We start from the raw sequence: 26,931 nt of genomic DNA, 5'->3' as shown, positions 1-26,931 counted from the left end.
CTCGCCGAATCGTAGACGGAGCCTGCCCAGGAGTAATACCCAAAGCCTGTTGTGTCAGTCGATTTCGTCAGAGGGTTAACATAGTTGTAGTCGACCGAAGTGCCGCTGGTCGATGTGCTGTCGACCAGGATCTCTGCGGATTGGTTCGCGGGCACCGTGCAACCGATGGTCGACATCGCCGTGGCGACGTTGTTCTCGAGCGTGGTCGAGGTGGAGCCGCCCGTGATCGCCACTCCCTCACCGCAACCTTTGAGCAGAGTATTGCTCGTGACGTCTGCGTATGTGGTTCCGCTCAGCGAGATACCCGGTCCGGCCGACAGCAGATTGGTGGTGATCACATCGCCGGTACCGCCGTGAGCGGCGATTCCCCCGCCGGACGAGTACGACGTGATCACATTCCGGCTGACCGTGACGTACGACGACTCCGAGTCTATGGATACTGCCGGCGCAGTTCCGCGTGAGTACTGAGAGATCGCGTCGCTGGTCACGGTCACGTGGTTTGAGCCGGTGACTTGCACGACGACTGCCGCAGACTGCTGGCTCACGCGGAGGCCCTGGATGTCGACGTAGGACGCGCCCTGCACCGTCATCGCAGGCAAAGCTGAAGGCGGGACGATGGTGGGCATCGGGCCATGGGCGGATGTGGCGCTGGACTCGATCCTGATCGGCGCGTCAGCCGTACCCGAAGCAGTCACGGAGAACGGCGCATAGTAGCCAGTATCAATGAAAACCACATCGCCCGGGCTGGTCGCCGCGTTCACGGCAGCCTGGATCGTGCAGTAAGGCGTGACGGAACTGTCCGCCGTCGTATCCGAGCAGTCGGCCGCCGCAGCATTGTTCACGTACAGCGTCGTCCCGGAAGCGGCGTGGGCGGCCGGAAGCGGCGCGAGAGATCCGACAGAAATGAGTAGCGCGACGCCAGTCGCGACACGGCGCCCGTGCACCGCTCACCCCTTTGCATGGCTGGTTCTTAGCCGAACTAAGCGGGTAGACAGTACTCTTACTGCGCGGCTTGCGCGACAGTGTTATGCACTTGATGCGCTTCGGTCTGACTGGCGCACGTCGGGTCAGCCGGCGGCAGCACGGTGAAATGCAACATAGCGTGCCTGCGCGAGGCCGAGCAGCCCTTGATCGACCACGCTCTCGTGCGCGAGCGCTTCGCTTTTGTCCATCGTCTTCGCGGCCAGTTCGGCGTCCGGCGGGTGTGCCGGATCCTGGTGACCGACCACAGCAACTACCATGCATAGGTCCGAGCGAAGGCCGCCGCGATGAGCGTGCCAGATCGCGCGCCTTGCGATGATCGGTGGTTGTTATCGGCCGCCGCCAAGTAGGCGCGAGCACGGGACCTTGACGATCCAGCCGACTGGCGCCGTCTGCAGATGTGCGTTGCGGGTGCCCGGGATTCGGCAGGCGGCGCGGCCCGCAGCAAGCTGGCTGCTCCACGAGGGCCCGATCGTGCGTCCCTGGCTGCCGCCGGAGTAATTGGCCGCCACGTTGACGCCGACGAGGACGCACAACGCCGCCAGCGGGAGGCAGGCGCGCGCCGCGGTCCATCGAGCGTCGTGGGGCGGCTCGGCCGGCTTGCTCGCCTCGGCCTGGCTACTCAGCCTGGCCGGACTGCTCAGTACCGCGAGCGCGGTGATCAGAAGCAGCAGCGGCGGGACCGCATATCGGTCGTTGTACGAGCCGCCCTGCATCGTGACGAGACAGAAGAACCCGAGACTGAACGCCGCGCAGATCGCCGCGAGCGGGCGGTTCGCGGCGCGGTTGACCAGCAGCGCCGCGGCGGCCAGCGTGAGGACCGCGAGCAGGCCGAGCAGCTTGACGGCGAGCGCGCCAGAGAGCCCGATGTGGGCCAATTCCCGCGAGCTGACCAATGTCGTGCCCGACACGTAGCGCAGGTAGCCGTGCAGCGCGAACGCGGCACTGTAGTCGTGCATCGGAGGCCGGGAGTCGAGTGAGCCCCGCAGCACGCCGATGCCCTGGAACAGGACGCCGGCGGCCACGCCGCCGAGCTGCCACCGCGATTCGCGCAGCGGGCGGCTCCACAGGCGAATCGCCAGCAGCGGCAGGAACGCCAGCGCGAGCGGGTCGCTGCCGACCGCCGCGAAGAGTACGGCCGCCGCCAGTGCCCGCCTGACGCGCGTGCGCGGATTCCACAGCGCCATCCAGAACGCGGTGTAGATCAGGTACCACTGGATGTTGACGACGTTGTTGCCGACCTCGCTCTCACCGAACGGCAGGATCGCCATCGGTACGGCGAAGCACAGCCGGGCCGCGCGGGACGGCACGAGCGTGGCCGAAGCGTGGAAGACCAGCACCGCGCAGGCCGAGCTCGCCAGGCCGCCGGCGATCGCCATCAGCGCGGCAGCCCATGCGATGGGGAAGAGCGCGATCACCGAGAGGACAACTCGCTGCACCAGGAGCAGGTAGCCGTTGACCGGCGTGAACAGTGTGTGAATCGCGCCGTGGTTGAACGTGAACTGGTAATGCGACCCGTCCTCGGCCCAGATCGAGTCCAGCGCCCCTGGGCCGCCTTGCCGCGCCAATGACAGCGCGGCGGCCGCCAAGACGAACGCGATGCTCAGCGCGATGCGCCACCGAACGCGGCGGCCTTCGGCGTCCAGTGGGAACAGCGCACCAGCGCGCTGCCTAAGTGTCAAAGCGGCAGGTTCCCGCGTCGGAACGCCGGCCCGCCCCTGTCCAGTCGTCGCCACGGTCACCGACACACCATAGCCGTCGACACGGACGTGACCGGCCCAGTTAACCGCACCAGGCGCGATTCAACCCTGGTACGGCGGCGCCACTCCCCAGCCCCACTTAGGCATCGGCGCGCTGCGCACCACGTCCGCGCCCGGCTGCGAGTTGTGCAGGGCAAGGCGGGTGCCCCACTCCAGATAGCTGGCGAAGGCGGCACGGAACTCAGGGTCCTGTGGCAGGCCGACCTCGTCCGCGGCGTCCATCATGAGGTTCACCCAGCGACGCCGTTGCGGCTCGGTGATGCCCTTACCAAGGTGCCGCTCGACCATCGGGCCGTATCCGCCGCGCTGCTGGGAGTAGGTCGGCGGGCCGCCGAAGACCTCCGCGATCCAGAGGGCGACGTAGCGGGCGTGCTCGGCGTCCATGGCCTCGAAGAGCGGCGCGAGCAGTTCGTCAGCCGTCACCAGCTGGTAGAACGCATCGCAGAGCTTGACGAAGGCCTCAGTGCCCCCGGCCCACTCGTACAGACTCGGTGGCGCCGCGCCGCCGACGCCGCGCACCGCAGTGGCCTCGTAGTGCCGCATTTCCTCGATGTCCGCGACGTAGGGGCGGATGGCTTGGAAGAACGCGCCGAACACCGGGCCGCCCCGGAAGCCCTGCAGATGCGCCTCGACCGAGGTCCAGGTGATGCGCAGGATGAAGCAGGCGGGCTCCTCGGTGCAGCGGCTCAGCTCGAAGTCGACGCATTCGGGGGCGGCGCGCAGCGACTCGGCGGCGCGTTCGTACGCTGCGACGAAGCCGCTCTCGCGCTCCGCGGGCAGACGGTATCTGATGTACTCGGTGACCATACGCACAGCCCAGCATCCCGGCCGGCCGCGATCAAGTACGCACCTTTTGGTGGGTAGGTGATCGCTTGGCCGGACGTTACCGAGGTTGACATGGACAAGAGCTACTACTGCGCGGTGGAGCTGGCGGTCGACGTGATCGGCGGCAAGTGGCGGCCGGTCATCCTGGCGCACCTGAAGGAGGGCGTGCACCGCTATGGCGAGCTGCGCCGACGCATCCCGGACATGAGCGAGAAGATGCTCGTTCAGCGCCTGCGTGAGCTGCAGCAGGACGGTCTCATCGAGCGGATCGACTACCAGGCCAAGCCGGCTCACGTCGAGTACCGGCTGACCGAGGAGGGCTGGAGCCTGGCACCGGTGCTGCAGGCGCTCTACGACTGGGGCACCGCACGTGCTGAGCGCACCGCCACACCGATCGAGGCGCCACGGTAGCCGGTCGATGGCAGGCGTGCCGTATTCTGTCGGCTCCGCACCGGCCGGAGCGCATCGTTCCAGCCCACGCGCTCGACTGGAGGACCGCGCCATGGTCGACTGGGGCACGCTCGCGAACCTCGGGACGGCGGCAGGCACCGCGCTGCTCGCCGTGGCGACCTATTCCTCGACCCGATCCGCGAATGCCGCCGCGCGCAACGCGGAGCGCGGGTTGCTGCATGGGCTGCGGCCGACGCTCATTCCCACCAGGTGGGAGGACCCGGTCCAGAAGGTGCGGTTCATCGACAACCGCTGGGTAGCAGTGCGCGGCGGACGCGCAGTGCTTGAAGCGAGCGATGACGCGGTTTACCTTGTCGCGTCGCTGCGTAACGTGGGTCGGGGGTTGGCCGTTCTGCACGGCTGGGATCTTCAGTTCGACTACGCCGCGCAGCACCGGTCGCCGGACGAATTTCACCGGCTGACCCGCGATATCTACATCGCACCAGGAGACAGCGGATTTTGCCAGGTGGCGCTGCGCGATTCCGGCAGCGAGCAGTTCGCCGCCCTGGCCGAGCGCGCCAAAGACCATCAGCCGTTCGTGGTCGACGTGCTGTACGGCGACGCGGAGGGCGGCCAGCGAGTCATCACGCGAATCGGCCTTTCGGCGAGCCCGGCGCACGACAGCAATGAGACCGAGTGGGCGATTTCCGCGTCCCGGCATTGGAACCTTGACCGGCCTGATCCGCGTTGAGATCACCGGACGATCTTTCCGCGCGCGAGTAGCTCTCGGGGAATTCTGTGACTCGTTTCGATCCGGTCGAGGTTCATGCCGCTTGGCTGCCGGCGGAGGCGTTTCGAGCGATTGGTTCGCGCCGCGTGCTGCTGTGCGGCGAGGGTCAGCTCGTCGAGACAGTCGCGCACGAGATCGAGCAGGCTTGCGCGCGGTATGGCGGCAGTTGGCGGCAGCGAGAGCCCGACGAGGGCGGCACGGATCTGGGCCCGGGATCGGACGGCGATGGATCGTATGAGCTGATCCTTGGGTTGACCTCGGCCGGGTCGTTGCCGAGTGCGGCGGACGCGGTGGTTGAGCGGGGAGCGCTCGGCGAAGAGGGCTTTGCGCTGGCTCGGCGCGATGGTCTGACCGCAGTCGTCGCGGATGAGCCGGCCGGGCTTCTCTATGGTCTGTTTCACGTGGTGCGGCTTGGCGAGGCGGCGTTCGCGCACTCGCGTCCGGTGGAGTTGCACCGTCCGGCGGCGCGGCTGCGGATGCTGGACCACTGGGACAACGTCGACGCGCATCCGGTGATGGGCCAGGTAGAACGCGGCTACTCGGGCGGTTCGATCTTCTGGGACGACGGCGTCCTGCGCGCGGATTTTGGGCGGGTTCGGGCCTACGGCCGGCTGCTGGCCGCGTGCGGCATCAACCGCGTCACGGTCAACAACGTCAACGTGCACAGCACGGAGGCGCACCTGCTCACCGATCGGCTCGGTGACGTGATCGCGATCGCGGATGCGTTGCGTCCGTACGGAATCCGGGTGCATCTGTCGGTGAACTTCGCCTCGCCGATCGCTCTCGGAGACCTGCCGACCGCCGACCCGCTGGACCCACACGTGCGGTCCTGGTGGGCCGAGACGACTCGTCAGGTGTACGAGTCGATCCCTGATTTCGGCGGCTATGTGGTGAAGGCCGACTCGGAAGGGCAGCCGGGTCCGTTCGCTTACGGGCGCACGCATGCTGAGGGCGCGAACCTGCTCGCGGACGCGCTGGCGCCGTTCGGCGGGATCGTGCACTGGCGGGCCTTCGTCTACAACCATCGGCAGGACTGGCGCGACCGCGCAACCGATCGGGCCCGCGCCGCCTACGACCACTTCGCGCCGCTCGACGGGCAGTTCAGGACGAACGCGATTCTGCAAGTGAAGTACGGCCCGATCGACTTCCAGACGCGCGAGCCGGTGTCGCCGGTGATCGCGGCGATGCCGTCGACCCGGCTGGCGGTCGAATTCCAGGTGACGCAGGAATACACCGGGCAGCAGCGGCACGTGTGTTACCTCGGGCCGCTGTGGAGTGAAGTGCTCGGATTCCGGCCCTGGGGCGCGGAAGGGTCGACGGTGGCGCAGATCGCGGTGGCGTCAGGGGGCGGCCTGGTCGCTGTGTCAAACGTCGGCGATGATCCGTTCTGGACCGGGCATCCGCTGGCTCAGGCCAACCTCTACGCCTTCGGCCGGCTCGCCTGGGACCCGCAGTTGGATCCGATCGCAGTGCTCGACGAATGGATCGATCTGACCTTTCAGCCGTTCGCGGGCGAAGGCACCGGCGGGGCCAAGCTGCGCGGCACCCTGCACGCGATGATGGACGAATCCTGGCGAGTGTATGAGCAGTACACCGCGCCGCTCGGGGTCGGCTTCATGGTGCGGCCCGGCCAGCATTACGGCCCCGACGTCGATGGGTACGAATACACGCCCTGGGGCACCTATCACTTCGCGGACCGAGACGGCGTCGGCGTGGATCGCACTCGGGCGAGCGGGACCGGCTTCACCGGCCAGTATCCGCAGCCGTGGTCCGACGTGTACGAGTCGGTTGAACAGTGCCCTGACGAGCTGCTGCTCTTCTTTCACCATGTCGCGTACAACCACGTGCTGCGCAGCGGATCGACCGTTATCCAGCACATCTACGACACGCACTTCGCAGGCGCGCAGCGGGCAGCGGAAATGCGGCAGGCGTGGGAGGAAATCGAGCCCGGCGGCCTAGTGACGCCAGCACTGTACGCACGCGTGCGAGACCGGCTGGAAGAGCAAGTGCGGTCCGCGCAGGAGTGGCGGGATCAGATCAACGCGTACTTCTTGCGCAAGTCCGGGATCGGCGATGCACACCAGCGGCGGATTTACTGACGGTGAGAGAGGCGGCGGTCAGGGGTCTGCGTTCAAGTGCAGGATGATGACGCCTCGGGGCGCGAGCGTAATCTGCTGGCCGCGCTGGATTCTGGTTCCTGACAACAGATCCGTGCCAGGCGCGATCGCGGCGACTTCGACGGGCTGGTCGCGGTGATTGAGCAGGAAGAGCAGCCGCGTGCCGTCGGGCGCGACTCGAAGCGTCGTTTCCAGATCTGGCACATCGGGGTATCGCAGGTCTATGTCATGGGCCGCGAGCACCTGCCGCAGGACCCAGGACACGCCCTGCTGATCCAGCCCGGCCGCGACGTACCAACCGTGGCCCGAACCGAAGCGATTGCGGGTGACGGCCGGGGTTCCGGCGTAGAAATCGGCCTGGTAGCTGCCGACGACTTCGGCGCCCTGCGGGATGACCAGTTCGAAGAGCAGTCGCGACTCCACCTCGATCTGGTGGCCGGTACCGGCCGAAAGCCACACCGGGTTGACGAACTGCGGCTCGCGAGCATCCCATTCATCGACGCGCACGCCCATCAGCGGCCCGAGCGGACCAGGCACATCCGCCAAGAACGCGTTGTCGTTCTCGTCGACGCGGCCGGAGAGGAAGGTCGTGACGACTGAGCCGCCACGTGCGGCAACACCTTCCAATCGCTGCGGCAGGTCACCCTTGATCATGTGTAGTGCCGGCGCGAGAACGACGTCATAGCGGGAGAGATCCGCGGTCACCGGGACGACGTCAACGTCGACGCCCGCTTGCCATAGCGCGGTGTAGTAGGCCAGCACAACCTGCTGATAACGCACCAGCCGTGATGGGCCGTCCGAGATCTCCAGCGCCCACCAGCTGTCCCAGTCGAAGAGCATCGCGACGCGAGCCGCCGTGCGCGCGCCGAGGGTCGCGCCGCCGAGCCGGTCGAGTTCCGCGCCGAGTTCGGCTACCTCGCGGAATACGCGGGTGTCCGCGCGGCCGGCGTGGCCGATGACCGCGCCGTGGTACTTCTCGCAGGCTCCGCGCGAGGCGCGCAGCTGGAAGAACAGCACGCTGTCCGCGCCGTGCGCCACGGATTGCCAGCTCCACAACCGCATCACGCCGGGGCGTTTCAGTGGATTGATGTCGCGGCAGGCCGTGCAGCTCGGGGTTTGCTCCATGAGCCAGAACGGCTGGCCGTCCTTGAGGCCGCGCATCAGGTCGTGGGTGAACGCCATCCGCGGCTGCGAGGTGTCGTCCGGCGGGTAGTTGTCCCAGGACACGAAGTCGAGGTGCGGCGCCCAGCGGTGATAGTCGATCTGCCGGTACATGCCCATGAAGTTCGTGGTTACCGGCACCTCAGGGCTCGACTCCCGGATCGCCGCCTTCTCGTCCAGGAAGTTGGTGAGCATGGCGTCGGACATGAACCGCAGATAGTCCAGCGTGATGCCTTGGAACGCGGTGTGGTCCGGCCCGCGCCAATGCTCGGTCAGCGCGGAGGGCGGCTCGATCTCGTCCCACTCGGCAAAGGTGTGTGACCAAAAAGTCGTGTACCAGGCCGCATTCAGCGCTTCCAGCGACGTGTACTGCTTGCGCAACCAGTCCCGGAATCCGGCGGCGCACAGCTCGCAGTAGCAGGCGCCGCCGTATTCATTGCCGATGTGCCAAGCGATGACGGCTGGGTTGGCGGCGTATCGCTCGGCGATGCGGCGAGCCAGTTCCCGAGAGAGGCGGCGGAAGGCCGGTGAACTCGGGCACGCGTTGTGCCGCTGGCCGTACCGGTGCTTGCGTCCCTCGAAGTCCGTGCGCGTCACGTCGGGGTACGCGCGGGCCAGCCAGGCGGGGTGCGCGCCGGTGGCGGTGGCCAGGCAGATGCTGCGGCCTTCGTCGGTCGCGCGCTGGACGATCTGGTCGAGCAGGGCGAAGTCGTACACGTCTTCTGCAGGCTGTATCAGGGCCCAGTCGAACACGCCGAGAGTGACGGTGTCGATCCGCGCCGCTTCAAAAAGCTGATAGTCCTGCGCCCAGACCGCGGGTGGCCATTGCTCCGGGTTGTAATCCCCGCCGAACGCGATCTTCGCGGCGGGCGGCAGGCTCATGCGGTGGGCTCCTCGGGGCCTGTGGACTGCTTGGTGGCCGTGAACTCCGCGGTAACCAGGTCGATCATCGGCCGGCAGTTGCGCAGCAGGAAGGCGGCGAACCCGGCGCCGACCAGCGCCAGGACCGCCTCGGAGGCGGCCGCCACCAGGCCGGCGGCGCAAATCAGTAAGCAGAAATTGCCCAGCGTCACGCCCTTTGTGCGGCCGAGGAAGTAGGCGGCCAGGCGGGCGATGTCGATCGAGCGGAAGGCGAACAGCGAGGTGATCACCAGCGCGTTGGCCATCCACAGCGTCGCGACGGTCGCGAAGGCGACGAGCAGCGCCGCCCACCAGCCGGGGATGGCCGCGGGGCCCGTATGCGAAAGATTCACCGCGAGGACGGCCATCAGCGCCAGCCACGGAATCCACACCCGCAGTACGCCTCCGGCGTTGAGCCGGTAACCGCGCCAGAACTGCGCGGCGGGTTTCAGGTCGGTCAGGTCGCCCTTGTGCTGACGCAGCGCGAAGAGGGCGGCGGAGAGGGCCGGGCCGAGCGGAATCGCGCACGCGACGGCGAGCGGCGCGTTGCTGGCATCGCGGTCGAGTAGCACCAACGGAATCAGACCGGGCATGGTGGTGAGGAGAAGCAGCAGTTCGACGGTGAGCAGGCTGTAGACGAGGGCTGCGAGGCGGGCGAGCGGCCCTTCGCCGAACTCGCCGCGGGTGCGCGAATCGCGCGCAGTGCCGGCCCCGGCCCCGGTTATCTGGCTGCTCATCATGGCTCCGGCGAGTCGTCAGCGGATAGTCCGAGCAGGCGCCGCTCGTCCCACCAAGGCGCAGTCTCGTCGATCACTGCATTGAGTTCGACGAGCGTCACCTCGTGCCGATCCAGCGTCAGGGCGAGGTCGACGCGGCCGGCCTCGATTGGCAGGCTCCCATGTGTGCGCGCCGGTTCGGCGGCCTCACGCAACGCATCGAGTTGGCGTGGCTGTGGAGTGGCTGGGCGACCCATTTCGCACCAGGCGGCGTAGGCGTTTCCCGCTGTGTCGCTGACGCGGGAGCGGAGCATGAAGGCTGAATTCGAGTTCTGCGAGCCGACCGGGATCGAAAGCCGCAACGCGTGGCCAGACACCGGTTCGCGCCCGGTCACGTCCACTGGCGCCCAGGCCAGCACGGCGATCCGGCCGTCCGCGTGCCGAGTGACTAAGTGGTCGTCTCCCCGCGCGAGGATCTGTTCGCCCATGCGGGCCATGAACGCATACAGGTGGAAGGTGGGCTTCTTGATCTGGCGGTGAGTCAGCAGGCCGAAGCCGCCGTGGAACAGCGTGGTCGGAACACCGGCCTCCTCGAACATGTCGCTGAACGTCCAGTAGGAGAAGGAGTCGACCAGGTCTCCGCCCGTGGCGAGCACCGGCGCGAGGTAAGCGGCATGGAACGCGGTGTCGTGCACCGGGTTGTCCGGCCGATAGGACGAGTTGAACTCGGTGATGTGCACCGGCAGGTCCGCCAACGCCGTGTCGCGCAAGTGCCGCCGGGGCGCGGCGAACTGATCCAGCAGCGCCGCCGGCGGCTCAAGGGTCTGATGCACGCCGAACGGCACATGCTGCGCCGGTCCCGAGGTGTAGGCGTGCCGGCTGACGAAGTCGACCGGCACGCCGCGGTCCGCGACGAACTCGGCGAAGGGCCGCAGCCAGCTGTCGGCTCCCGGGGAGAGGGCCGGGCCGCCGACGTGGAGCGAGGCGTCCACGTCCTTGACCGCGTGTGCGGACACCTCATAGAGCCGGTGATAGGCGTCCCGGTCGGCGCCCTGCCAGAAGTCCTTCAAATTGGGCTCGTTCCACACCTCGATCGGCCAGCCGCGTACCTGGTCGAGACCGTAGCGCTCGACCAGGTGCGCCACCGTCGCGCGCACCAGCGCCGCCCACTCGCGGTGGTCGCTCGGCGGCGTGACGTTGCCGTGCCACCAGAACACCGTCTGCTCTGCGGAGGCGAGCGCGGCGGGCATGAAGCCCAGCTCCAGGAAGGGCGCGATGCCGAGGCTGAGGTACGCGTCGACCACCTGGTCGACGTACGTGAAGGCGTGCCGCACGTGCCTCGAGCCCTGATACTCATAGGGCTGATACACCCCGACGCCGTCGCTGAGCAGCCCGTGCCCGCGGATGCGCCGGAACCCGATCTCGCGCTGAATGAGCGCGAGCGAGTCCTGATAGTCGCGGCGCAACGCCAGCTCGAACCGGCCGGTGCCGACGCAGTAGCGCCAGGCGTCGGTCAATCGGCCAGACGCCTGCTGCGGGACGATGATCGGGTTCGGCACGGTGCTCCTTCGCGCTATCCGCGGGCCGGGCAACTCTCAAGGGTCTGATGGCGACGGCTTAGCCGTGCTTCTGCTTGTAGCTCTGGTACGCCTGGTTGATCAAGTTGATGTACTGGTCCGAGTTGCGGCCCTTGAGTTCGGTCACGTACTGGTCCCACTGGCTCAGCGGCCGCTGCCCGAGAATGAATTTGGCCGACTGCTGGTCGACGTAGTCGAGCAGGTTCGTCTCCCACAGCGTCGCCTGCTCCCGCTGGTCCGCGCTCAGCGGGTGCGGCGGCGGCAGCGGCAGCGTGCGGCGGCCGTTCATCACGTTCTGGAAGGCCAGTTCCTCCGGCGGGAACTGCGAGTCGAGCAGCTTGGTGCTGCCGCCGTAGGCGAAGACGCCGTTGAAGAAGCCGTACTTCACCTGGAGATTCTGGGTGCCGGAGGGGTTGAGACCGGCCCAGGTCACGTCGGGCGCCAGCTTGAACGTTCCGTCGTCGACGCTGCCGGTGTACGTAGTGCCCTCGATACCCCACTTGGCGAACAGTTCGCCCGCGTCGGAGTACCACAGCCAGTCGATGAACTGCATCATGGCGACGAAGTTCTTGCTGTTGCGGGCCTTCGCGGAGATCATCACGCCGTTCTCGGTGCGGAAACCCGTCTTGGTCGCGCCCATCGGACCCATCGGCACCGGGATCTTCGCCACCGTGGCGCCCGGGATGTGCGCGATGTCCTTGCGCAGGGTGTTGATGACCTCCTGCGCGTTCGTGCTGATGACGAACGTCTGACCGTTGGCCCACTTCTGCTTTGCCTGGTCGTCGGTCTGAGTGAGGCTCTCCGGGTCCATCAGCTTCTCAGACACCAGCGTGTTGAGATACTGGAGCACCTGCTTGTACTGGTCCATCGCGCCGGTGTAGACGAACTTGCCGGCGGTCGCGTCCCACCAGCTGTGCTGGTAGTTCCAGCCGGCCCAGGTGCCGTACGCATCACCGAGGGTGGCCATCAGCCGGTTGGCGCCCGGCCCCGGCCCTGGGCTGCTCCATCGGTCGGACAGCGGGTACTGATTCGGGTACGCGGCTTTCATCGTGCGCAGCATGGCGTGCACGTCGTCCCAGGTCTGCGGCACGGCGATGTTGAGCTTCTGCAGGATGTCGGTGCGCACCGCGATCGAGTAGTCCGCCCAAACGTCCTGATGCAGTCCGGGCAGCAGGTAATACTTGCCGTCCGCCTCGCGCAACTGGTCCAGATCGCCCTGCAGGTTCCACTTGGCGACCTTGTCCTTGAAGTTCGGCATCAGGTCGAGGTAGTCGCTGACCGGCAGGATCGCCCCGCTGGCGATGTAGGCCTCCTCCGCGGGGTGATACGTCTTGGGGATGATCGTCGGGGCGTCGCCGGCGCCGACCATGACGCTGCGCTTCTGGTTGTAGTCGCTCAGCGGCACCACGGTGGGCTGGAAGCTGACATTGGTGCGCTTGGTCAGCTCCGACCAGAACGGCCACTTGGCGTCGTACGGGTAGCCGGGGTTGCTGAGCACCATGATCGAGAAGGTCAGCGGCGAGGTCGCCTTGAACTGGTCGCCGACGCCGTACTTGGCCATGGCGCCGTCCCGGTTCCCGGACAGGTCGCCGCCGCTCTTGCCGCCGCTGGAGTTGCTGCAGCCGGCCACGGCCAGCGCGGCGATACCGGCTGCCCCGAAGAGGGCTTGCCGTCTGGACAGTGTGTTTTTTGTGAACGGACCGTTCATGGAGACTCCCTTGTCTGTGCGGACGGTGCGCGGAGTGTGGGTGTTTTGCCGCTGCGGCAGCGCCAAGGTGAGCTAGCCCTTGACCGCACCGAGCATCACGCCGGAGACGAAGTACTTTTGGATGAAGGGGTAGATGCTGAGGATCGGGATGACGGTGAGCACGACGGTCACCGCCTGGATGCTGGCCGCCACCTGGAGCGAGGTATCGCTTGACGTGCCCTCGTTCATCCCGCCCGCGCCGGTGGCGCCGGCGATCAGGTTGCGTAGATAGACGGTCACCGGGAACAGGTCCGAGCGGTCCATGTACAAGAACGCGGAGAACCAGGAGTTCCAGAAGGAGACCGCGTAGAACAGGATCATCGTGGCGATCACCGCCTTCGACAGCGGCAGCACGATCCGCCACAGGATCCCGTAGGTGGTCAGGCCGTCGACCGCGGCGGCCTCCTCGAGTTCGCCGGGCAGGCTCTCGAAGAACGCCTTCATCACCAGCAGGTTGAAGACGTTGATCGCGTTGGGCAGCACGATCGCCCAGAGCGTGTTGCGCAGCCCGAGCTGGCTCACCAGGACGTAGTTCGGGATCAGGCCGCCGTTGAAGAACATGGTGAACACGGCGATGCCGATCAGGACGCTGCGTCCCTTGAGGTGGTGCTTGGAGAGCACGTAGGCGTAGCAGGTGGTCAGCACCATCGAGATGAAGGTGGCGACCACGGTGTACTCGACGGTGTTGCGATAGTTCGTCCAGAACGTCGAGTCCTTCATCACCGTCTTGTAGGTGGTGAGGTTGAACCCGTGCGGAATGAGGTTCACCGAGCCCTGGCGGATCGCGGACTCGGAGCTGAACGACTGAGCCAGGATGTTGACGAACGGGTAAAGCGTCGCCACCACGACCCCGATCAGGATCACGGCGTTGACGACCTGGAAGACCCGGTAGCCGCGGCTCGGCTTGATCCGAACCCGCGCCGGCGGCGCCGGGGCCTTGCGCCCGGGTCGCAGCTCACTGATGGTTACCACAGGCTCGCTCCCACCAGGCGCCGGGACAGGTAGTTGGCGGAGATGACCAGCGTCAGACCGATCAGCGAATCGAAGAGCCCGATGGCCGCGGCATAGCTGAAGCTGCCCGACACCACGCCGACGCGGTACAGATACGTGGAGATGACATCGGCGGTCGGGTAGGTAAGCGGGTTCTCGAGCAGCAGGATCTTCTCGAAGCCGACCGCCATGAACGTGCCGATGTTGAGGATCAGCAGCGTCACCATGGTCGGCCGGATGCCGGGCAGGGTCACATGCCAGGTCTGCTGCCACCGGTTCGCGCCGTCGATCCGGGCCTGTTCATAGAGCTGGCCGTCGATGGTGGTCAGCGCGGCGAGATAGAGGATGGTGCCCCAGCCGGCGGTCTGCCAGACCTCGGAGGAGACGTAGATCTGCCGGAACCAGCCGGGCTGCTGCAGGAACAGGATCGGCGCGTGGCCGACCGCGTGCAGCGCCTGGTTCACCACGCCGTTGGAGTCGAGCATCTGCGTGATGATCGCGGCGACGACCACGATCGACAGGAAGTGCGGCAGGTAGGAGACCGACTGCACGAAGCGTTTGACGCTCGTGGTGCGCACCTCGTTGAGCAGCAGCGCCAGGATGATCGGCACCGGGAAGGTGAACAGCAGCGTCAATCCGCCGAGAATCAGGGTATTGGTGAACACCTGCCAGAACGTCGGATCGCTCCAGAACATCTGGAAGTAGTGCAGGCCGACCCACTCGTCACCGAACAGGCTCCCGCCCGGCTCGTAGCGCCGGACCGCGATGATGTTGCCGATCATCGGCAGGTAGCGGAAGAGGGCGAAGAACAGCAGCGGCGCGATCACCAGCGAGTACAGCCGCCAGTCCCGGCGCACTGCGCGGCGCCAGGTCAGCCGGTTTCGCGGGTGCGGGTGGCGGCGGGTCCGACCCGGCCGCGACCGCGGGGCGGCCCGGGCGCCCGACGGCGGGTCCAGGGTTCTCGGGGTGCTCATCTCATCCTCCGGCCTCCGGTGCGGTGTGCGTAAGCGGGGCGCCGGCCTCCACCTCGATCACCGAGACCAGCCGGCGCTGATGACCGACCTCCCGCTCGAGGCCGACCAGGCGCAAGGGCACCGCCGCCTCGGTGTGCGCGCTCGAACGGCCGAAGCGCAACTCGACGTCTCCGGGTTCGACGATGCGTCGGCCGCGCACTCCGGTGAACGAGGCCAAGTCGGCGGGCACCGTGAACGAGACGCGGGCCTGCTGGCCGGGTTCCAGCGAGACGCGGGCGAAGCCGACGAGACGGACCACCGGCCGGGTCGTCTGCGCGACCGGGTCGTGCAGGTAGAGCTGTACGACTTCGGTGCCAGGACGCGCCCCGGCGTTGCGGACGGTGATCTGAACGGTCACTTCCCCGTCGACGGGCCACTCGGTGGGCTGTATGGCGTTCTCGCGATGCCCGGCCACGCCGGCATCGCTCCACTCGAAGGCGGTGTATCCGAGCCCGAATCCGAACGGGAAGGCGGGCGTCGGGTCGATGGAGGAGACCTGCGAGCGGCGGCCGAGCGGCGGCGAGAGGTACGTCGCGGGCAGGCCCCCGGCGTCGCGCGGCACGCTCACCGGCAGCCGGCCGGACGGATTCACGACACCGGTGAGCACCTCGGCCAGTGCCTGACCGCCGCGCTGGCCGGGGAAGAACGCACAGACGATGCCCGCGGCGTCCTCGACCTCTTCGCCGAGTGCGTACGGACGCCCGGCCAGCAGCACCAACACAACCGGGGTTCCGGTCGCGAGCACGGCGCGCACCAGCTCCGGCTGCACCCCTGGCAGCCGCAAGTCGGCCGCGTCGCAGCCCTCGCCGGAGGTGCCGCGGCCGAACAGTCCGGAACGGTCGCCGACCGCCAGCACGCAGACGTCGCAGTCCGCTGCGACAGCGGCCGCCGCGGCGATACCCGACGTGTCGTCGCCGTCCACGGTGCAGCCGGGTGAGTAAGCGAGGCCCGGAATCAGCTCACTGAGCGACTCTCGCAGCGAGGCGATCTCCAGGCCGAGACCGTGACCGGTATGAGCGCTCACATGCACCGGGAACGAATAGCAACCGAGCATCGCCAGCGGCTCGTCGGCGACCGGCCCGATGAGAGCGATCCGGCGACCGGTCGGCAGCGGCAGCACGCCGCCGCGGTTGCGCAGCAGGATCACCGCTTCCCGGGCCAGGCGCAGGGCGATCTGCTGATTCTCCTCGTCGTCGAAGACCAGCGACTGAGCCGGGGCAGGATGCGCCGCGGCGTCCGTCGCAGGTTCGTCGAGCAGGCCGAGCTGTGCCTTTTGGATCAGGACCCTGCGTAGAGCGCGATCGACCAGCGCCTCATCAACGGTTCCGGCGCGTACCGCTTCGAGCAGAGGCGCGCCGTAGGCGTCCACCGTGGGCAGTTCGACATCGATCCCTGCTTTGAGCGCCAGGCCGGCGGCGTCCGCAGCGGCCGCGGCGACGCCGTGCAGCGTTTGCAGGAAGCGTACGGCGAAGTAGTCGGCGACCACCGTGCCGGTGAATCCCCAGTCCTCGCGCAGCACACCGGTGAGCAAGCCCTCGTCCGCGGCGACCGGAACGCCGTCTATCTCGGCGTACGAATGCATCACCGAGCGCGCGCCGCCGAGCCGCAGCGCCATCTCGAACGGCGGCAGTACCACGTCGGCCAGTTCGCGGCGGCCCATCGGCACCGGGGCGAGATTGCGGCCGCCGCGTGAGGCCGAGTACCCGGCGAAGTGCTTGAGCGTCGCGACGATGCCAGCTTGTTCCAGACCCCTGACATAGGCTGCGCCGATGACGCCGACCAGATACGGGTCCTCGCCGATGGTCTCCTCGGTGCGGCCCCAGCGGTAGTCGCGGGTGACGTCCAGCACCGGAGCAAGGCCCTGATGCACTCCGGCGGCGCGCATGGATCGCCCGATCCGCCCGGACATCAGCTCGATCAGTTCCGCGTCGAAGCTCGCGCCCCAGCTCAACGGCGTTGGAAAGGCGGTGGCGCCCCAGGTCGCGAACCCGGTCAGGCACTCCTCGTGCACCTGGGCCGGGATGCCGAACCGGCTGGCGGCGGCGATCTGAGCCTGGGAGGCGGCCAGCGAGCGCGCGCCGAGCACCGGGTCGACTGGAGCGGAGCCGAACGGCCTGGTCAGCTGGCCGAGGCCGTAGCGGATCAGCTCGGGCCACGGCGTGCCGTTGCGCATCTCGTCCTGATGCGGGGCGACCCCCTGCCCCGAGGCGTCCGCACCGACCCACACGCCGACCAGTTGGGCTGCCTTCTCCGCCAAGGTCATCAGCGCGATGAGGGCGTCGGCCCGCTCGGCCGGCGAAAGCCGTGCGTCGCGCCACCGCTGCGCGCTCTCGCCGGTGCGGTCCGTGTCCGCGGACCCGTGATTTGCCATGCCGCCCCTTCGCCCCGACGCTGCCCAGGGCGCCAAATCCGGCAGGTAGGGCTGCGCGCTGCATCGAAAGTTTCGAGATCAGAACCGCAGTGTGTTGCGGTAAGCTAGGCCTTCACGTCTAGCGTGTCAAGACTTTCCAACAGCGCCTTTTCCTTGCCGGAGCGCACTTCGCGCGCCGTGAGCAGCGCTCTGAAAGTCTCACAGATCTGCTTTGTACAACCCTGAATCCGCTGCTATGCTCACCGAAAGTTTTTGCATACAGAGGTGGCCTTTCGATGACCTCTCCCGAGGCGGATGACAGCCCAGGCTCGCCGACGATCGCGACCATCGCCGACGAAGTCGGCGTGTCCATCGCGACCGTCTCCAAGGTGCTCAACGGCCGCGCCGACGTCGCGCCGGAGACGAGAGCGCGGGTCGAGGCGAGCCTCGAGCTGCACCGGTATCGCCGCCGTCAGCCGCGCAAGCCGCCGGACGCCGGCCAGATCCGAGTGGTCTTCCACGAGTTCAACTCGATCTGGGCGATGCTGATCGTCGCCGGGGTCGAGGCGGTGACCGCGGCGGCCGGCGTCAACGTCGTGCTCTCGCAGCTCGGCGGGCAGCATCATCCGCCGCAGCCGTGGTTGGACGGGGTGCTGACCGGCCGGCCGCTCGGCGTGGTGTTCGTCATGTGCAGCCCGACCCAGCCGCAGTGCCAGCAGTTGCAGCGCCAGCGCATCCCGTTCGTGGTCGTGGACACCGACAGCGCGACCACCGCCTCGGTGCCCACCGTCGGCTCGAACAACTGGAACGGCGGTCTGCTCGCGGCCAGGCACCTGCTGGAACTCGGTCACCGGCGCATCGCGATCATCTCAGGGCCGCGCGACGTGCTGTGCAGCCGCGCCCGGGTCTCCGGCTTCCGCTCCGCGCACGACGAGGCCGACCTGCCGGTCGATCCAGAGCTGGTGCTCTACGGCAACTTCTACGTTGACGCAGGGTACGAATACGGCTTGAAGCTGCTCGACCGGGCCGACCGGCCGACCGCGGTGTTTGCCGGCTCGGACCTCCAGGCGATGGGCGTGCTGCGGGCCGCGCGGCGGCTCGGCCTGGACGTGCCCGGACAGGTCTCCGTGATCGGCTACGACAACCTGCCGGTGGCCGCGTGGACCGATCCGGCGCTCACCACGGTGAACCAGCCGCTGCGCGACATGGCCGAGACGGCGACCCGGATGCTGCTCGACCTGGCCCGCGGCGCGGATCTGCCGACCAGCCGGGTGGATCTGGTCACCGAGCTGGTGGTGCGCGAAACCACCGCGCCGCGTGAGATCGGGCGCTGACTCCCCGACGTTAGGCCAGCAATGGCCGAACCACTGTGGAACTTTCCAGCGATAGCCTTAGAAACCTCCCCCGCCCCCGAGCGGCTGCTCGGCGGCGGTAGCGGTGAATCAGTGGCAGGGCGGCTTCACGGCCAGCGTCAACGTGACCGCCGGGGCGTCCGCGATCCACTCCTGGACGGTGACGATCAACCTTCCGTCAGGCGCAGCGGTGACCAGCGCCTGGAACGCGTCGGCCAGCGGCACTGGAACGGTGAAGTTCGCGAACGTCAGCTATAACGGCAGCGTCGGCGCCGGGCAGACGACCAACTTCGGCTTCCAGGGCACGGGAACCGGTCAGGGCATGACCGTCACGTCCTGCGCCGCTTCCTGACGAACCAATAGACCGCTGGTGCGGCCTGGCTGAGGATCCCCACGACGGCGATCCCGATCCAGGCCGCGCTCGCGCCACTCGCCGAAACCATGCCGATCACGCCTGGAGACGGATTTCCCCATTGGTGACCGTCACGGTTTTAGCGGGCAACGGAGTCTGAGTCGGGCCTTGCAGCGCCGAACCGTCGCTGATGCTGAATGAGGCGCCGTGGCACGGGCAGTTGATCATGCCTGAGGCTACCTCATTGCACTGGCATCCGGCATGGGTGCAGACCGAGCTGAATGCCTTGTAGGTTCCGGCTTTCGGCTGAGTCACCACGACCTGATGGTTCGCGAAGACGACGCCGCCGCCCACCGGGATCTGCGAGGCCTTGCCGAGCAGCGTGCCGGTCGGCATGGCGGCGGTGGTCTTCATGGTCTGATCCGGCATCTTGCTCGCGTCCATGCCGGCGCCGCCGCTCATCGGCTTGGCCGCCGCACTGGCCGTCGCCGGGGGTGCGGTCATGTCGGTGACGGTCGCGCCGCTGGGCGGCGCGCCGTCCGCGGCGTTCTCGTTCGGGTCCAGGATGTGGCCGCACGCGGACAGCCCGGCCCCGGCGACGACCGCCGTCCCGGCCGCCGCCGCGCCGCGCAGCAGGCCACGCCGGTTCAGCGCGAAGCGCGCGCAGGCGCCTGCTTCGCAGGATTGCTTGGCGGCGGCGTCGTCGGTCAGCAGGTCGGACGGCTCATGCGTGATGGTCATCGAGTGCGCTCCCAAGAAAACTCGGGCCGGGTGTGTCGACCTGTCCGCACGGATGAAGCCCGTAATCGGTTCTACGCGTTCTGTAACAGCTCGGTCCGCGAACCGGCAATGAACCGAATGCGCCTCTTCGTCGTGGACCGCCCACAAGAGGCCACCCAGGAGGGGACAAGGCCGCAACCAGGCATGTGGAGCTGTAGACCATGGCGGAATGGGTGGATCGTGCCGTCTCCGTGCCTCCGCCTGGGCCGGGCCGGCCGCCGTCGGGTGGTCGACCGACCCCGCAGGCGCGGGTCGCGGCTCAGGTTCGTGCCACGGCGCAGTCTCGGGTCGCCGCGCAGTCTCGGGTAGCAGCGCAGGGGCGAGCGGGCGGTCAGGCGCCGCCGGTCGTGCCGGGGCAACGCGTAGCCGTGTCGACGCCGTTCGCGTACCGCGCGCGCCCGCTGCACCGATCGCGTCTTTCGACACGCGCGTTGCCGCCGCGCGAGTACATCGCGGCCGGCTTGTTTGGCCTGGTGATCGTGGGCGCGATCGCGGTGCTGGCCTTCTTCTGGATGGACACGCCGGACACGACGCTGGCCAACCTCGGCGGTCAGGCCACCGCCGCCGGTCAGGCCGCGGGCATGCTCGGCGCCTACCTGGTGCTGATCCAGGTGCTGCTGATGGCCCGGATTCCGTGGCTGGAGCGGGCGATCGGCTCGGACTGGCTGACCGCCGCGCACCGGGCCAGTGGCGAATCGCTGGTGCTGCTGCTGCTCGCGCACGCCGCCCTGATCACCCTCGGCTACGCCGGCTCTGTGAACAAGGTACCGTCGCAGTTCTTGATGATCCTCGACATGCCCTACCTGCTCGACGCGACGATCGGGCTAGGACTTCTGCTCCTTATCGGATTCATCTCGGCGCGGGCCGTGCGCAGGCGGGTGCGGTACGAGACGTGGCAGTACACGCACTATCTCGTGTACCTCGCGATCGTGCTGTTCTTCACGCACGAGTTCACCGCGGGCGGCACCTTCGACGCGAACTATGGCGCGCGACTGTTCGCGGTCGGCCTGTACGTCGCGGTGGCGCTGACCGTGTTCGCGTTCCGCGTCGTAAAGCCGGTCATCTTCTCGATGCGGCACCGGCTGCGCGTGGTCGACGTGCAGCGCGAGTCCGACGATGCGGTGTCCATCTACCTGACGGGCCGCCACCTGCGCCGGCTCCAGGCCGAGCCGGGCCAGTTCTTCCGCTGGCGATTCCTGGCCCGCGGCTTCTGGTGGCAGTCGCACCCGTTCTCGCTTTCCGCGGCCCCGAACCGCGAGTGGCTGCGTATCACGGTCGGCGCGCTCGGCGACCACACCAGGGCGCTGCAGGAGCTGCAACCGGGCGTCCGTGTCTTCGCCGAGGGTCCGTACGGCGCCATGACCGCCGCGCTGCGCACCCGCCGCAAGGTTGTGCTGATCGCGGGCGGCATCGGCATCACGCCGCTGCGCGCGCTGATCGATCCGCTGGCCGCTGCCGGTGAGGACTTGGTGCTGCTCTACCGCGCGTCGCGCCGAGGCGACATCGTGTTCCACCGGGAACTCGAATGGCTCGCCGCCGGCGGCCGGCTGACGGTGCACTACCTGCTCGGTCCGCGGGACGCCAACCCGGGCCCGCTCAGCGCGGAACGAATCACCTCGCTGGTGCCCGACATCCAGCACCGCGATGTCTTCCTGTGCGGATCGAGCAGCATGATCCAGGCCGCCGGGCAGTCGCTGCGCGAGGCGCGGGTGCCGCGTCGCCACATCCACAAGGAGCGCTTCACGTTCTAGGAGGAGCGCTTCACGTTCTAGGCACACGCTGCGCTGCGCCGCCGAGTTCTCAAGACCGGGATGCGGCAGGATGGAGCGGATCAGTGTCCCGTTGAACGCTCTGGAGTTGCCATGTCTGACGGCGGCGAGATTTCGGCCCTCTACCCGGCGCAGCGCCTGCATTTCGCCCGCGAGGCCGCCGCGCGGGCCGGTCTGGACGCGCTCCTGGTCTGCCCCGGCGCGGACCTGCGCTACCTGACCGGCTACGACGCGCTGCCCTTCGAGCGGCTTACCTGCCTGGTGCTGCCGGTCAGCGGGGAGCCGTGTCTGCTGGTGCCCGCGCTGGAGCAGCCGGTCGCGGCGGCCTCCGCGGCCGGAGCCTCGGGTCTGGAGATCGTGGCGTGGAACGAGACCGACGACCCGTACGCGATCGCGGCCGCCCGCGTGTCCGGAGCCAAGCGGGTCGGCCTGGACAACCACATGTGGGTGGAGAAGGCGGCCGAGTTTCGCAGGGTTCTGCCGGATGCGGAGCAGGACCTGGCCGGTGGCGTGCTCAGCGCGCTGCGACAGCTCAAGACGCCCGCTGAGGCCGAGGCGCTGCGGCGGGCCGGCGCCGCGATCGACCGCGTGCACGCGCGCATGGGCGAGTGGCTGCGCGCGGGCCGCACCGAGCGCGAGGTCGGCCGGGACATCGCGGACGCGATCCTCGCCGAGGGACATGAGCGGGTCGATTTCGTGATCGTGGCCGCGGGCCCGAACGGCGCCAGCCCACATCATGACGTCTCCGACCGGACGATCGAGCCCGGTGACCCAGTGGTCGTCGACATCGGCGGCACGACCCGCGACGGCTATTGCTCAGACTCCACGCGCGTGTACGCGGTCGGCGAGCCGCCGAAGGAGTTCCTTGAGCTGTACGAGGTGCTGCTCAACGCGCAGCGCGCGCAAGTCGAAGCGGTGCGACCAGGGATCACCGCGGAACAGCTTGACGCGGTGGGCCGCGACATGATCGCAGCGGCCGGATATGGTGACCGGTTCATCCACCGCACCGGCCACGGAATCGGCCTTGAGACGCACGAGGAGCCCTACATCGTCGCCGGTAGCTCGCGGCCGCTTGAGCCAGGAATGGCCTTCTCCATCGAACCGGGGATCTACCTTCCGGGCCGGTTCGGCGCGCGCATCGAGGACATCGTCATCTGCACCGAAAGCGGCGGCGAGCGGCTGAACCGCACCGACCGCGATCTGGTGGTGCTCCCGGCCTAGCGGACCAACCGCGCGGATCACACAACAGCGCGGACCGGCGAGGCAGCTGCCTCGCCGGTCCGCGCTGTGACGTGCCCGCACTCACCAGCCTTGCAAGGCTAAGTAAATTTTCACCAGAGATCCGTCTAGATATTGCATCTTGATGTCGAAGAAGTTACCTTCCTCCTTGCTCCACCCACCTCGCTCCACCCACGCGTGCTCCTCCCGCTCACCCGCACCCGGCGCCGCCCACTGAGCTGCTGCTTCGGCGTCGCGCTGAAAGGAGCAGAACCTTGTCCCACCCCTCCCCCAGCCCTGCTCACCAGGCCGGACGGTTACGCCGCGCCGCCGCGCTCACCGGCAGCGCCGCGCTACTGGCCGGCGGCGTGGTCGCCCTCGCGATGCCCACCGCGCAGGCCGCGGCCACCGGCGGCACCGGCGCCAGCCTCGCGTACGTCGAGGTACAAGCCGAGAACTCCGCCACGAACGGATCGGTCATCGGCCCCAGCTACACCCAAGGCCAGCTCGCCGACGAGGCGTCGTACCGCAAGGCGGTCACGCTGCAAGGCACCGGCAAGTACGTCACCTTCACCACGCCGGTCGCCACCAACTCAATCGACTTCCGGTATTCGATCCCGGACACCTCGGGCGGCTCCGTCTACACCGCGCCGCTCTCGCTCTACATCAACGGCACCAAGCAAAGCGACTTCACCCTCACCAACGCCTACAGCTGGTACTACGGCAGCTACCCGTTCACCAACTCCCCCGGCAGCAATCCGCACCACTTCTACGACGAGACGCACCGGCTGTTCAGCACGACCTATCCGGCCGGCACCACCTTTACTCTCCAGGTCGACGCCGAGGACACCGCCTCCGCCTACACGATCGACTTCGCCGACTTCGAGAACGTCGGCGCCGCGCTCACCCAGCCCGCCGGCTCGGTCTCGGTGACCAGCTACGGCGCCGACGCCGGCGGCGTTAACGACTCGACCTCCGCGTTCAATGCGGCGATCAGCGCAGCCGGTTCGGGCGGCACCGTGTGGATCCCGCCGGGCACGTACAACGTCCCGGGCCACATCGGCGTCAACAACGTGACGATCGCCGGCGCGGGCATGTGGTACTCGACCGTCACCGGCACCGCGCCCGGTTTCTACGGCAACTCCGCGCCGAATCCGAGCACGAACGTGCACCTGCAGAACTTCGCCATCTCCGGCAACGTGCAAGAACGCTGCGACAGCTGCCAGGTCAACGGCATCGGCGGCGCGATGAGCAGTTCCTCGGCCTCGAATCTGTGGATCGAGCACATGAAGGTCGGCGCCTGGATGGACGGCCCGATGAACGGCCTCACCTTCAGCGGCCTGCGGATCCGGGACACCACCGCGGACGGCATCAACTTCCACGGCGGCGTCACCAACTCCACCGTGACCAACAGCGACCTGCGCAACACCGGCGACGACGGCATCGCCACCTGGGCCGACTCCGGCATCGGAGCCGACGCCAACGACACGATCTCAAACAACACCGTGCAGCTTCAGATGCTCGCCAACGGCATCGCGATCTACGGCGGGCACGACAACACGGTGACCGGAAACCTGGTTCAGGACACCGGAATCACCCAGGGCGGCGGCATCCACGTCGGCCAGCGCTTCAGCTCCACCCCGGTCGGCACCACCACCATCCAGAACAATACCCTGATTCGGAATGGCTCGCTCGACCCGAACTGGCAGTTCGGCGTCGGCTCGCTGTGGTTCGACGCAAGCCAGGGCGCGATCACCGGTCCGATCAACGTCAGCAATGCCCTAATCGAGCAGAGCCCTTATGAGGCTATCCAGTGGGTCGAGGGCACCATCAGCGGCGTCAACCTCAACAACGTCACCATCGCCGGCGCTGGAACCTTCGCCCTCCAAGAGCAGACCGGCGGAACCGCGAGCGCGCAAAACGTCACCGCCACGGGTGTCGCGCAGGCCAACGCGGGCAACGCGCCGAGCTACAGCTGCGAAGGCTCGGCCTTCGCCATCACCGACAACGGCGGCAACTCCGGCATCAACCCGACGCAATGCAATGGGGACAACCCGGCTCCGGTCTTCCCGCCGTACCCGAACAACGGCGTGGCGGTCACCCCGACCGCGCTCAACTTCGGCTCGGTGGCCGTCGGCGCGACCTCCGCCGCGCAGACCGTGACCGTCTCCAACCCGACCGGCTCGGCCGCCTCCGTCTCGTCGATCTCGACGAGCGGCGACTATGCACAGACCAGCAACTGCGGCTCGTCCATCGCGGCGAACGGCTCGTGCACGGTGAACGTGACCTTCAAGCCGAGCGCGGCAGGTAGCCGTAGCGGAACCCTGACGGTCAACGCCGGGGGCGTCACCAACACCGTCACCCTGTCCGGCACCGGAACCGCGCCAGGACCGGTGCTCAACGCGAGCCCGGCGAGCCTGTCCTTCGGGGGCACGGTCGTCGGTTCGACCTCGACCGCGCAGAACGTGACGGTGACCAACACCGGCACCACCTCGGCCACTGTCTCAGGGGTCTCGGTCAGCGGTGACTATAGCCAGACCAACAACTGCTCGACGGTCGCAGTCAACGCGTCCTGCGTCGTGACCGTCACGTTCAAGCCGACCGCGAGCGGCGCCCGCACCGGAACGCTCACCGTCACCAGCAATGCCAACAACAGCCCAACCACGATCGCCCTGACCGGCAGCGGGATCGGCAGCGCCACCAACATCGCGGCCGGGCAGCCCGCCTCGGCCAGCTCCGTCAACGGCCCGTACCTCGCCTCGAACCTGACCGACGCCGACGCCTCGTCCTACTGGGAGAGCGCCAACGGCTCCTTCCCGCAGTGGGCGCAGGTCGACCTCGGCCAGAACTACAGCATCGGCAAGCTGATCCTGAAGCTGCCGCCGTCGACGGCTTGGGGCGCCCGGACCCAGACCCTCTCGGTACTCGGCTCCACAGACGGATCGAACTTCGCCACCGTCGTCGGATCGACCGGCTACACCTTCGACCCGAACGCCAACAACAACACCGCAACGATCACCTTCGGCGCGACCACAGCCCGGTACGTCCGGGTCAACATCACCGGCAACACCGGCTGGCCGGCCGGTCAGCTCTCTGACTTCGAGGTCTTTCCCAGCGGCGGCGTGAACTCGAACACGAACCTGGCGCTGAACCAGCCGACCTCGGCAAGCGGGTATACACAGTCGTATACGCCCGCGAACTCGGTCGACGGCAACACCAGCAGCTACTGGGAGAGCACGGACAACGCGTTCCCGCAGTGGCTCCAGGTTGACCTGGGCTCGACGAAGACCATCGGCCGGATCGTGCTCGACCTGCCGCCGTCCAGCGCCTGGGCGACCCGCACGCAGACGCTGTCCGTGCTGGGCAGCACCGACGGATCCAACTTCAGCACGATCGTCGGCGCTGCGGGCTACACCTTCAACCCGGCGACCGGCAACACGGTCGCCATCACCTTCAACGCGGCGAACACCCGGTTCGTGCGGCTCAACTTCACCGGCAACAGCGGCTGGCCGGCCGGTCAGCTCGCTGAGTTCCAGGTATTCGCCAGCTGAACTCACCGACCGCCATCGATACCTGAGTTCACCGGCTAGGATCGAGGCCTGAGACGCCGGTGCCTCCGAGTACGTCACTACTCGGAGGCACCGGCGTTTTCAGCTCAGATCGTTAACTCGCCGGGCGCGCCGGCCGCCAGCCACGCAGCCCGCGGCGTCGCGCCGAACGCTCGGCCGAGGTGTCGGTCGCGTCAGCAGTGCGCGCGACGACGGGCTCTGCCTTCTTGGCAGGCACTACCTTGGCGGGCGCGGTGGCAGCCGCGGGAGCCGTAGCCACCGGAGCCGTCTTGCCCGGACCGCCGGCCTCGGCCCGGCGACGAGCGCGGGCGTCGCGGCGGAACCGGCCGAGTTCGCGGCGCAGCGCGGCGTCGCGGCGCAGCCCTTCGGCCACCATCATGAAGCCCAACATCGCTACCGCCCCGATCACCAATCCGGCCAGGTACAGCCGCCCGGCCGAACCGTGCAGGTGATAGCCGAAGAGCGTGAAACCGCTGGACAGCTGGTGTTCAGTGCCGGTGTTTGCCGCGACTCCAGCCGCGCCGACGGCCACCGCCGCGGCGAGGAGCAGCAGTCCTACGACAAGCATGACCCG

General features: G+C 67.9%; 20 protein-coding genes and 1 pseudogene. 8 read left to right on the top strand and 13 right to left on the bottom strand.

The genetic code is table 11. From position 1 onward, the window contains the following. The 4 genes from VN779_RS18930 to VN779_RS18915 form a co-directional block, all read right to left on the bottom strand. Nucleotides 1-842 (bottom strand): right-handed parallel beta-helix repeat-containing protein (locus VN779_RS18930; protein WP_325725168.1); only part of this gene is annotated, 842 nt, incomplete at its 3' end. Nucleotides 843-1,067: 225 nt separating this feature from the next. After that, complete coding sequence (locus VN779_RS18925; RefSeq protein WP_325725166.1) at nt 1,068-1,229, bottom strand: hypothetical protein; 162 nt, start codon at nt 1,227-1,229, stop codon at nt 1,068-1,070. 81 nt (nt 1,230-1,310) lie between these two features. Next, nucleotides 1,311-2,663 (bottom strand): hypothetical protein, encoded by a 1,353-nt coding sequence (locus tag VN779_RS18920; protein ID WP_325725164.1) that lies wholly within the window; start codon nt 2,661-2,663, stop codon nt 1,311-1,313. Between the two features lie 120 nt (nt 2,664-2,783). After that, entirely contained in the window at nt 2,784-3,548 is a 765-nt protein-coding gene (locus tag VN779_RS18915) for a group II truncated hemoglobin (RefSeq protein WP_325725170.1), read from the bottom strand. A gap of 90 nt (nt 3,549-3,638) precedes the next feature. Here VN779_RS18915 and VN779_RS18910 point away from each other — a divergent pair, with 90 nt between their 5' ends. From VN779_RS18910 to VN779_RS18900, 3 genes are all read left to right on the top strand, one after another. Further along, nucleotides 3,639-3,977 (top strand): helix-turn-helix domain-containing protein, encoded by a 339-nt coding sequence (locus VN779_RS18910; RefSeq protein WP_325725162.1) that lies wholly within the window; start codon nt 3,639-3,641, stop codon nt 3,975-3,977. Between the two features lie 91 nt (nt 3,978-4,068). Then, the gene (locus tag VN779_RS18905; RefSeq protein ID WP_325725160.1) at nt 4,069-4,707 is read left to right on the top strand and encodes a hypothetical protein; all 639 of its coding nucleotides are present in this window, start codon (nt 4,069-4,071) and stop codon (nt 4,705-4,707) included. 47 nt (nt 4,708-4,754) lie between these two features. After that, on the top strand, nt 4,755-6,845 hold the full coding sequence (locus VN779_RS18900; protein ID WP_325725159.1) for an alpha-glucuronidase: 2,091 nt from the start codon (nt 4,755-4,757) through the stop codon (nt 6,843-6,845). A gap of 18 nt (nt 6,846-6,863) precedes the next feature. On the opposite strand, the gene VN779_RS18895 is transcribed toward VN779_RS18900, so the two are convergent. The 7 genes from VN779_RS18895 to VN779_RS18865 form a co-directional block, all read right to left on the bottom strand. Continuing rightward, nucleotides 6,864-8,906 (bottom strand): beta-galactosidase, encoded by a 2,043-nt coding sequence (locus tag VN779_RS18895; protein WP_325725157.1) that lies wholly within the window; start codon nt 8,904-8,906, stop codon nt 6,864-6,866. Continuing rightward, the gene (locus VN779_RS18890; RefSeq protein WP_325725155.1) at nt 8,903-9,661 is read right to left on the bottom strand and encodes a hypothetical protein; all 759 of its coding nucleotides are present in this window, start codon (nt 9,659-9,661) and stop codon (nt 8,903-8,905) included. The genes VN779_RS18895 and VN779_RS18890 overlap by 4 nt, the downstream gene beginning before the upstream one ends. After that, nucleotides 9,661-11,199 carry a GH39 family glycosyl hydrolase gene (locus VN779_RS18885; protein ID WP_325725153.1) on the bottom strand — a complete coding sequence of 513 codons (1,539 nt, stop codon included), beginning with the start codon at nt 11,197-11,199 and terminating at the stop codon, nt 9,661-9,663. The genes VN779_RS18890 and VN779_RS18885 overlap by 1 nt, the downstream gene beginning before the upstream one ends. 58 nt (nt 11,200-11,257) lie before the next feature. Beyond that, complete coding sequence (locus VN779_RS18880) at nt 11,258-12,925, bottom strand: sugar ABC transporter substrate-binding protein (protein WP_325725151.1); 1,668 nt, start codon at nt 12,923-12,925, stop codon at nt 11,258-11,260. Nucleotides 12,926-12,997: 72 nt separating this feature from the next. Next, nucleotides 12,998-13,927: a carbohydrate ABC transporter permease gene (locus tag VN779_RS18875; RefSeq protein ID WP_349260851.1), complete on the bottom strand. Its 930-nt coding sequence runs from the start codon at nt 13,925-13,927 to the stop codon at nt 12,998-13,000. 2 nt (nt 13,928-13,929) lie between these two features. Further along, nucleotides 13,930-14,928 carry an ABC transporter permease gene (locus VN779_RS18870; protein ID WP_325725147.1) on the bottom strand — a complete coding sequence of 333 codons (999 nt, stop codon included), beginning with the start codon at nt 14,926-14,928 and terminating at the stop codon, nt 13,930-13,932. A gap of 1 nt (nt 14,929) precedes the next feature. Beyond that, entirely contained in the window at nt 14,930-17,338 is a 2,409-nt protein-coding gene (locus VN779_RS18865; protein ID WP_325725145.1) for a glycoside hydrolase family 3 N-terminal domain-containing protein, read from the bottom strand. 275 nt (nt 17,339-17,613) lie between these two features. On the opposite strand from VN779_RS18865, the gene VN779_RS18860 reads away from it, so the two are divergent. Together VN779_RS18860 and VN779_RS18855 are read left to right on the top strand one after the other, a co-directional pair. Then, nucleotides 17,614-18,651: a LacI family DNA-binding transcriptional regulator gene (locus VN779_RS18860; protein ID WP_325725143.1), complete on the top strand. Its 1,038-nt coding sequence runs from the start codon at nt 17,614-17,616 to the stop codon at nt 18,649-18,651. A 64-nt stretch (nt 18,652-18,715) separates the two neighbouring features. Beyond that, a pseudogene (locus VN779_RS18855) lies at nt 18,716-19,021 on the top strand (cellulose binding domain-containing protein); the annotation flags it as partial. Nucleotides 19,022-19,117: 96 nt separating this feature from the next. Here VN779_RS18855 and VN779_RS18850 read toward each other — a convergent pair. Continuing rightward, complete coding sequence (locus tag VN779_RS18850) at nt 19,118-19,762, bottom strand: Rieske (2Fe-2S) protein (RefSeq protein ID WP_325725139.1); 645 nt, start codon at nt 19,760-19,762, stop codon at nt 19,118-19,120. A 407-nt stretch (nt 19,763-20,169) separates the two neighbouring features. Between VN779_RS18850 and VN779_RS18845 the strand changes: the two genes are divergently transcribed. The 3 genes from VN779_RS18845 to VN779_RS18835 all read left to right on the top strand — a co-directional run bounded on the left by VN779_RS18845 (nt 20,170) and on the right by VN779_RS18835 (nt 26,339). Continuing rightward, nucleotides 20,170-21,552 carry a ferredoxin reductase family protein gene (locus VN779_RS18845; protein WP_325725137.1) on the top strand — a complete coding sequence of 461 codons (1,383 nt, stop codon included), beginning with the start codon at nt 20,170-20,172 and terminating at the stop codon, nt 21,550-21,552. A gap of 111 nt (nt 21,553-21,663) precedes the next feature. After that, nucleotides 21,664-22,791: a Xaa-Pro peptidase family protein gene (locus tag VN779_RS18840; RefSeq protein WP_325725135.1), complete on the top strand. Its 1,128-nt coding sequence runs from the start codon at nt 21,664-21,666 to the stop codon at nt 22,789-22,791. A 272-nt stretch (nt 22,792-23,063) separates the two neighbouring features. Next, nucleotides 23,064-26,339, top strand: a complete 3,276-nt coding sequence (locus tag VN779_RS18835; protein WP_325725132.1) for a discoidin domain-containing protein — start codon at nt 23,064-23,066, stop codon at nt 26,337-26,339. 112 nt (nt 26,340-26,451) lie between these two features. Here the strand turns inward: VN779_RS18835 and VN779_RS18830 are convergent, their stop codons facing one another. Then, nucleotides 26,452-26,925, bottom strand: a complete 474-nt coding sequence (locus VN779_RS18830; protein ID WP_325725130.1) for a hypothetical protein — start codon at nt 26,923-26,925, stop codon at nt 26,452-26,454. Between the last annotated feature and the right edge of the window lie 6 nt (nt 26,926-26,931).

Origin of the sequence: Actinocrinis sp., from assembly GCF_035605935.1 — a bacterium.
Lineage (GTDB): Bacteria > Actinomycetota > Actinomycetes > Streptomycetales > Catenulisporaceae > Actinocrinis.
Note: the sequence above shows the minus strand (reverse complement) of the source record. Positions and strands in the feature narration are given on the sequence as shown.